This window comes from Microbacterium sp. Kw_RZR3 (assembly GCF_029222405.1).
Lineage (GTDB): Bacteria > Actinomycetota > Actinomycetes > Actinomycetales > Microbacteriaceae > Microbacterium.
Window position 1 is genome coordinate 1 of the sequence record NZ_JARHXC010000084.1, and the last position, 6,775, is coordinate 6,775.

At 69.0% G+C, this 6,775-nt stretch carries 9 protein-coding genes; 4 read left to right on the forward strand and 5 right to left on the reverse strand.

What is annotated here, in order from left to right; genetic code table 11:
* The first annotated feature begins 288 nt into the window (after positions 1–288).
* Positions 289–1,617 carry a Na+/H+ antiporter NhaA gene (nhaA, locus tag P2P98_RS04595; RefSeq protein WP_275797626.1) on the forward strand — a complete coding sequence of 443 codons (1,329 nt, stop codon included), beginning with the start codon at positions 289–291 and terminating at the stop codon, positions 1,615–1,617.
* 4 nt (positions 1,618–1,621) lie between these two features.
* On the opposite strand, the gene P2P98_RS04600 is transcribed toward nhaA, so the two are convergent.
* The 3 genes from P2P98_RS04600 to P2P98_RS04610 all read right to left on the reverse strand — a co-directional run bounded on the left by P2P98_RS04600 (position 1,622) and on the right by P2P98_RS04610 (position 3,546).
* On the reverse strand, positions 1,622–2,176 hold the full coding sequence (locus tag P2P98_RS04600) for an NUDIX domain-containing protein (RefSeq protein WP_275797628.1): 555 nt from the start codon (positions 2,174–2,176) through the stop codon (positions 1,622–1,624).
* Positions 2,177–2,353: 177 nt separating this feature from the next.
* Complete coding sequence (locus tag P2P98_RS04605) at positions 2,354–2,869, reverse strand: RNA polymerase sigma factor (protein ID WP_275797630.1); 516 nt, start codon at positions 2,867–2,869, stop codon at positions 2,354–2,356.
* A complete protein-coding gene (locus tag P2P98_RS04610) occupies positions 2,866–3,546 on the reverse strand; it encodes a hypothetical protein (RefSeq protein ID WP_275797632.1) in 681 nt (226 codons plus the stop codon). The genes P2P98_RS04605 and P2P98_RS04610 overlap by 4 nt, the downstream gene beginning before the upstream one ends.
* A gap of 118 nt (positions 3,547–3,664) precedes the next feature.
* On the opposite strand from P2P98_RS04610, the gene P2P98_RS04615 reads away from it, so the two are divergent.
* Complete coding sequence (locus P2P98_RS04615) at positions 3,665–4,546, forward strand: hypothetical protein (RefSeq protein ID WP_275797634.1); 882 nt, start codon at positions 3,665–3,667, stop codon at positions 4,544–4,546.
* Positions 4,547–4,751: 205 nt separating this feature from the next.
* Here P2P98_RS04615 and P2P98_RS04620 read toward each other — a convergent pair whose 3' ends face one another.
* Both P2P98_RS04620 and P2P98_RS04625 read right to left on the reverse strand, forming a co-directional pair.
* Positions 4,752–5,054 carry a hypothetical protein gene (locus P2P98_RS04620; RefSeq protein WP_275797636.1) on the reverse strand — a complete coding sequence of 101 codons (303 nt, stop codon included), beginning with the start codon at positions 5,052–5,054 and terminating at the stop codon, positions 4,752–4,754.
* Positions 5,055–5,108: 54 nt separating this feature from the next.
* Positions 5,109–5,693, reverse strand: coding sequence for a hypothetical protein (locus P2P98_RS04625; protein WP_275797638.1), 585 nt, complete (start codon positions 5,691–5,693; stop codon positions 5,109–5,111).
* Positions 5,694–5,820: 127 nt separating this feature from the next.
* Here P2P98_RS04625 and P2P98_RS04630 point away from each other — a divergent pair, with 127 nt between their 5' ends.
* Together P2P98_RS04630 and P2P98_RS04635 are read left to right on the forward strand one after the other, a co-directional pair.
* The gene (locus tag P2P98_RS04630) at positions 5,821–6,333 is read left to right on the forward strand and encodes a VOC family protein (protein WP_275797640.1); all 513 of its coding nucleotides are present in this window, start codon (positions 5,821–5,823) and stop codon (positions 6,331–6,333) included.
* The coding region (locus P2P98_RS04635) for a MerR family transcriptional regulator (RefSeq protein ID WP_275797642.1) at positions 6,326–6,775 on the forward strand (450 nt) is incomplete at its 3' end. The genes P2P98_RS04630 and P2P98_RS04635, both read left to right, overlap by 8 nt.

Here is a 6,775-nt window from a genome sequence, read left to right on the forward strand (position 1 = left end):
CCGCCGCGTGCGCGTCACCCATTTGTCACGGCGGCGCACGGAGCGACACCGTCGCATTGTCGGCACGCCACCGAATAGCGATCCCGAGATCACAGACCGGCCGTACGCGGGATATCCAGATAACGCAAGAAATGGAAACCCGGTCGGCGCGAAATACCCAAGGACGCTCATCGACCCGACGCAGCGGACGACGGACAGAGCGAGAGGGGAAGCGACGCGGGTAAACTTGTGTACGGTGCGTCGGGAAGTCTGGTCGACATTTCGTCGATCGACCCCTCTGGAGGCTTCATGAGCCCTGACACCGTCCGCGCGCCGAGCTGGCCCGGGTACGCCGAAGTCCACCGCGTGACCACGCTGCTGCGCCGCGAGTCCGTCGGCGGGATGCTCCTCGTCGTCGCCGCGATCGCGGCGATCATCTGGGCCAACTCCCCGGCGTCCGAGGCGTACTTCGCACTCCGCGACTTCCGCTTCGGCTACGAGCCCTGGCACCTCGAACTCAGCGTCGGAGCGTGGGCCGCCGACGGCCTCCTCGCGATCTTCTTCTTCCTGGTCGGCCTCGAACTCAAGCGCGAGATCGTCGTCGGGAGCCTCCGCCGGCTGAACACCGCGATCGTCCCCGTCACCGCCGCTTTCGCCGGCGTCGCCGTGCCCGCGCTCATCTACGTCGCGGTCGCGCACACCCAGCCGAGCCTGCTCGCGGGCTGGGCGATCCCCACCGCGACCGATATCGCCTTCGCCGTCGCGGTGCTGGCCCTCGTCGGCTCGCACCTGCCCGGCCCCCTGCGCATCTTCCTGCTGACCCTCGCCGTCGTCGACGACCTGATCGCGATCGCGATCATCGCGATCTTCTACACGAGCGACATCGCGCTGCTCCCGCTCGGCATCTTCGCCGTGCTCGTCGTCGTCTACGGCGTGATCGCTCACCGCGCCCGCGCGTGGTTCGCCCGCACGCCGTGGGCCGCGTGGGTCGTTCTGCTACCCATCGGATTCGCCGCCTGGGCGTTCCTGCACGCCTCGGGCGTGCACGCCACCATCGCGGGCGTGGCGCTGGCCTTCACCATTCCGGTCGCCGCATCGCGCCGCCGCGAGGCGAACACGATGGACCTCGCCGAGCAGTTCGAGCACCGCTTCCGCCCGATCTCGGCCGGCATCGCCGTCCCGCTGTTCGCCTTCTTCGCCGCGGGCGTCTCGGTCGGCGGCGGCGACGGCCTTCTGCGCGCTGTCATGGACCCCGTCACGATCGGGGTCGTCGCCGGTCTCGTTCTCGGCAAGCCCATCGGCATCCTGCTCGGCGTTCGCCTGCTCACCCTGGGGACGAAGGTGCGTCTCGACCCCGCGCTGAGGTGGATCGACCTCGCGGGCGTCGGTCTGCTGGCGGGCATCGGCTTCACCGTGTCGCTGCTGATCGCCGAGCTGAGCTTCGGCGAAGGCTCGCCGCACACCGACGACGCGAAGATCGCGATCATGGTCGCCTCGCTCCTGGCATCCGTCCTGGCCTCCTGCGTGCTCCTCGTCCGCAATCGTCGCTACAAGCAGCTGGCGCGCGACGAAGAGGTGGATGCCGATGGCGACGACGTTCCGGACGTGTACCAGCAGCCGCTGCCGCCGGGTCGCTGAGCGCTCAGACCGTGGGGGCGACGGCCGGGTACTCGTCCATCGCCACGGGCTCCCATGCGGGGAGGATCTCGTCCAGGATGAACCGCCCCGCCTCGCGCCACATCTCGACGATCTCGTCGTCGGGAATGGCGTCGAGTTCCACTCGGGTGAGCAGGCGGATGTCGGTCGACTCGCCCGCGTCGGGGTCTCCCGCGGGTTCTTCGCCGGTGACGAGCGCGTACAGCAGGTCGGTGTGGAAGTGCGCCGGATCGGCCGAGGTGCACGCGGTCGACGACAGCACCGGCACGGGGTGCGCCGCGGCGTCGGTGAGGCGGCGCACACGCACCGCGGGCTGGAGCAGCCGCACCTGCTCGGGCTGGTAGCCGGACTCCTCTCTGAGCTCACGTCGCACTGCCGCCCAGGGTGTCTCGTCGTGCTCGACGTGACCGCCGAACATCATGAGCTTCCGGGCACGCCGGTGCAGGTGGTAGCTCAGACGGGGCTCGGGGCCGTCGATGCGGACCACGAAGAAGCTCACGGTGGCGTCGTGATCGCCGGGACGGGTGTGCAGGTGCGGCATCGGCGGCTCGCTTTCAGCGGGTCGGGAACGTCCACGGTACCGGCCTCTCCCGCGCCGCCCGGACGCGGCCGCCGCCCCCCACGAGAACAGGAGATCGTGCGGAAACAGGACGACCGGAAGCAGAGTGGTCCTGTCGCGGTGGCATCCCCTGTTCTGATGACGCGGGCGCGCGCCAGCTCAGTCCTGGGAAAGGGGGACGTCGGAGAGGGATGCCGCGAGCGCGAGCTTCGCGCGACGGTACCGGCCCCGAACGGTGGCCGGGGCCACGTTCTGCAGGTGGGCGATCTCGACGAACGACAGCCCCTCCCAGTGCGCCAATGTCACCACCTCCGCAAGCTCCGGTTCCAGTTCGCCGATGAGCGCGCGGAGGGCGATGGCTTCGGTCGAATCCGCCACCGTGTCCGCCGCCATCTCGCGGCGGAGCGTGTCAGCGAGGGCACGGCGTCGACGAGTTCCCCGCTCGGAGTTGGCGAGCACGTTTCGTGCGACACCGAACAACCACATGCGCACCTCCTCCCGAGGAGTAGGGAGATCGGCCCGGCGGCGCCACGCCGTCAGCAGCGTTTCAGCCAACAGGTCTGCCGCGTCCTGACCCACTCGTCGGGCGAAGTACCGGAGAAGGTCGGGACTCAGCTGCTCGACGAGGGCGACGAACGACGCTTCATCGTCGCTGCGGCGGAGGGGACGCTTCACCGCTTCTCGCCCTCGCACAGCTCTTGGGAGGAGAAGCCCAGGCCCGTGGTGGGATAGCCCACGGCCTCGACGTGCGACATGACGGCGGTGAAGACGGCGTCCTTGACAGCGATGTTGTATTCGACGTCGGCGTTGTACTGGTTCGTGCCGAACCCGAAGGGAACGGACTCCCCCTCGCCCTCGTAGGTCATCGGCTCTTGCCGTAGCTTCGCGATCTCGGCATCCACGTCGATCGCGTGGGCGAGGTCGGTGGTTCGGAGGTATTCACGGGCGGCGTCGGCTGCGGCGGGGTCCGCCGGCACATCCGCGGGGCGGTCCGCCGCCGGCGAGAACGTGACGTCCCCGATCCTGACCTCGCAGGTTCCACCGCCCGGGAGGGTGTAGGCGAATGACGCATCCGGGGAGAGCGCCCAGGTCTCCCACGCGGCGGGCTCCATCCAGAACCGGCTCCAGTCGACGGCGACCGCCGCATACGCCGCGCCCGCGGTCCCCAGTACGAAAACCGGGACGAGTGCGGCCGCGAGCACTCGCTTACGCCGTCCACGATTCCGGTCATCGGCGACGATCGCGCGCGCCATGGTCGAGGCACGGACGCGCACCCCGTCGTCGCTCACGTCACGTGCGCGATCAGCGCGAGTCATGATCGCGTGCAGCGCGTTGTCCACGTCGTCGTTCATCCGGAACACCTTCCCTCACCGGGGGCGGAAGCACCCCTCTGGAACAGACATGTCCGGGTGTCTCCCAAACGTTGTCGGATCTTCCGGCCGGTGCAGGTACGGACGGTACGGTGACCGCGTGGACAATGAACGCGAGAGCCTCGTCATGCGAGCGAAGATCCTCAGGGGCTACATCACCGCGGTCGAACAGCCCGAGAAGCTCCTGCAAGTGTGCGCCGCCGCCACCGGTACTGTCGACGACGTCCGAGTCGCGGTCGCCACGGCCTTCGGCGTCAACGACATCACCGCCGAAGCGATCCTCGACCTGCAGGTTCGGCGCTTCGCGCCGACGACGGTTGCGCAGATGAAGGCGGAGCTGGCCGAGAACGAGCGGCGCCTCGCCGACCTCGACCTCGTGTCGAACGTCCCCGCGGCACCGAACGAGGCGGACCGCCGAGAAGACGGCGACCTTCCGCCCCGACATCTGACCGCGAGCGCGTACGGAATCTTCCTCAACGGGGCGTACGGTGTGGGAAAGTCGTCGGTGCTGGACCATCTTGGCGATCTGTTTGCCCGGCATCAACTGGCGTTCAGCCTGTTCGATGTCGACTGGTTCCACCGTTCGTGGCCGACAGCATCCCACGACCCGCGGAACGTCGTCGTCGAGGCGGAGAACATGCGAGCCACCTGGGAGAACTATCTCTTGACGGGACCGCGTACGCCCCTCATCGCTGGCATCATCGAGACCGCGGACGACCTCGTCCGATACGAGGAAGTGTTTCAGCGGGAGCTGCGGATGGTTCTTCTCACCGCCTCACCCCGGGTCGCCGAAGACCGGCTCCGCCGCCGATATGACCGCGACAGGTACGCCGCACTTTCGTGGCACCTTGCCCGTCATCGCGATCTCGCCTCGCGCCTCGAGACGGGCCACGGGTACGTCGTAACCGTGGACACCGACGAACTCACGCCGGCCGGGGTGGCGGCATCCATCTTCGATGCTCTTCGTCCGGGCGAGAGCTGACCGGATCTCCGCGGGGAGATGAATCGCCACGCGGGCTCTCACAGGGACGGCGCTGCTGACCGAGTATGCCGAGGCTGGTAGATGAACAGGCACGACGCTGAGCGAACAGGCTGTCTCGGCCCAATCCGGCTCGAGCACGTTCACAGAGGCCCGCATCTCGAGGGTGCCGTCAGCAGCGACGTCCGCTCTCAGCAAACGAACAGCGTCAGCGCGGATCAGCCGGCTCCGACGCCACCTCGATGGTGATACGCCCGCCCGCTTCGATCACCCCGGGACCGCGGTCGGGTGTGGGCGCGGGAAGCGGAATCTCCTGCTCGGCTTCCCACACGATCCGGGCTTCGTGCGCCGCGGGGTGGAACAGTTCATCGAAGCCGAGCAGGCCTCCGGAAGACACGGGAGAAGCACCCGCCCGTCGCTGACGACGGCCGACCGCGTAGGCGACCGCCGCGAAGACGAACGGCACGCAGAGGACGACCGCGACCGTCGCCCACCCCCACACGTCCTTCATGCCCGCGACTCTGCCAGATTTCTCTCCCGCAGCACACCCGCGAACCGAGAGCGATCAGCCGAAGATCTGCGACGTGATCTCCGAGAGCCACGGCCGCGCGTTGACGTTGACGGTCTCGAGGTAGAGCCACTTCCCGTCGCCCGCGACCACCACGTCCTCGGTCTCCGGGGTGTCGGCGGGCTTAGCGCAATACTGCGCGCCGAAGTCCTGCGACACCTGGCACTCGAAGCCCTGCGTACCCAGCCCCTCGAGACCTGCCGTGATGTCCGCCGCGGGTGCGGTGCTGACGATGAGCAGCACCGCGGCCGACTCCTCCTGGATCCAGTTGCACGACAGCACGGTCGTCGCGTTCGCGGGCGCCGGGCGGACGAAACCGTCGGCGTGCTGAGCGACCAGGTCGCCGACGGTCTGCTGGCGCGTCTCGGCCGTGCCGAGATCGTCACAGGATGCCGGCAGGGCAGCGGGCGATGACGACGGGACCGCGGGGGTCGAGGCCGTCGGCGAGGCGACCGACGCCGTCGGCGACGCGACCGGGGTGTCGCTCGGAGCCGGCGCGGCGGTTCCCGAGGCGCATCCGGTCAGCAGGGCGGCGGCCCCGATCAGCAGCGCCCCCGTGAAGGCGAGTGGTGCACGACGCATGACGGTCCCCCTTCGCGCGGCGGCGATCTCCCCAGGCCGTCCGCTTGTCCTGCGCTCAACATATCCAGGTTCTCCCGCCGCTTCACCCACTTGACTCTCACGCGATGTGAGGGCCGAGCCTGGGGGCATGAACGAGAACTTCGACGCTTTCGACGTCAGTCCCGTGCCGCCTCCGGGACCGGATGCCATCGCACCCCCGCTGTACCGGGGGATCTACGGCATGCCCCAGTTCGTCACCATCCCGACGTCCGACCTGACGGCATCCGTCGACTTCTGGACGCGCGGTCTCGGGTTCTTCGAGCTCTTCGGCATCCCGGGGCAGATGGTGCACCTGCGGCGGTGGGCGTTCCAAGACGTCCTTCTCGTGTCGGGCGAGACGCCGGCGTCGGTCTCGGCGGGGCACGTGAGCTTTGCGTGCCTCCTCAACCAGATCGACCCTCTGCTGGCGTCGCTCGCCACCGTGGGAACCGCAGCCGAGGTGCGCGACACTCCCTGGAATACGCGCGACGTCGAGGTCGTCACGCGCGAGAACGCGCGCGTCGTCTTCACGGCGGCCAAGGTGTTCGATCCCACGACCGTCGAAGGCAACAACCTCCAGTCGGTCGGGATCGGGCGCGACGAGAATGACTCCCATGGGTGAGCAGGGGATGCCGGTCGGCGAGACGGCCGCGCGACTCGGGCTGACCGTGCGCACGCTGCACCACTGGGACGAGATCGGGCTCGCGAGCCCCGCGGCCCGCTCGGCCGCCGGATACCGGCTCTACACCGACGACGACCTCGAGCGGCTCCGTCGCATCGTCGTCTACCGCGAGCTCGGTCTCGATCTCGATGCCATCCGCGCGGTGCTCGACGAGCCGGGCGGAGACGTGGCCGAGCAGTTGCGCGTCCAGCGGGCGCAACTCGCTCGCCGCATCGCCCAGTTGCAGCACCTCGACGAGGACCTCGAGCGCATGATCGCGGCGCAGGAGCGCGGCATCCTGCTATCCGAAGAGGAGCAGCGCGCGACGTTCGGGCCGGGGTGGGACACCCGCTGGCCCGCCGAGGCGCGAGAGGCCTACGGCGGGTCGCCGCAGTGGCAGCAG

Excerpts from the sequence above, each read along its gene's own strand:
- P2P98_RS04625 (WP_275797638.1), bottom strand. The coding sequence starts at position 5,693 with ATGCGTCGTGCACCACTCGCCTTCACGGGGGCGCTGCTGATCGGGGCC.
- P2P98_RS04630 (WP_275797640.1), top strand. The coding sequence starts at position 5,821 with ATGAACGAGAACTTCGACGCTTTCGACGTCAGTCCCGTGCCGCCTCCG.
- nhaA (WP_275797626.1), top strand. The coding sequence starts at position 289 with ATGAGCCCTGACACCGTCCGCGCGCCGAGCTGGCCCGGGTACGCCGAA.
- P2P98_RS04620 (WP_275797636.1), bottom strand. The coding sequence starts at position 5,054 with ATGAAGGACGTGTGGGGGTGGGCGACGGTCGCGGTCGTCCTCTGCGTG.
- P2P98_RS04600 (WP_275797628.1), bottom strand. The coding sequence starts at position 2,176 with ATGCCGCACCTGCACACCCGTCCCGGCGATCACGACGCCACCGTGAGC.
- P2P98_RS04610 (WP_275797632.1), bottom strand. The coding sequence starts at position 3,546 with ATGAACGACGACGTGGACAACGCGCTGCACGCGATCATGACTCGCGCT.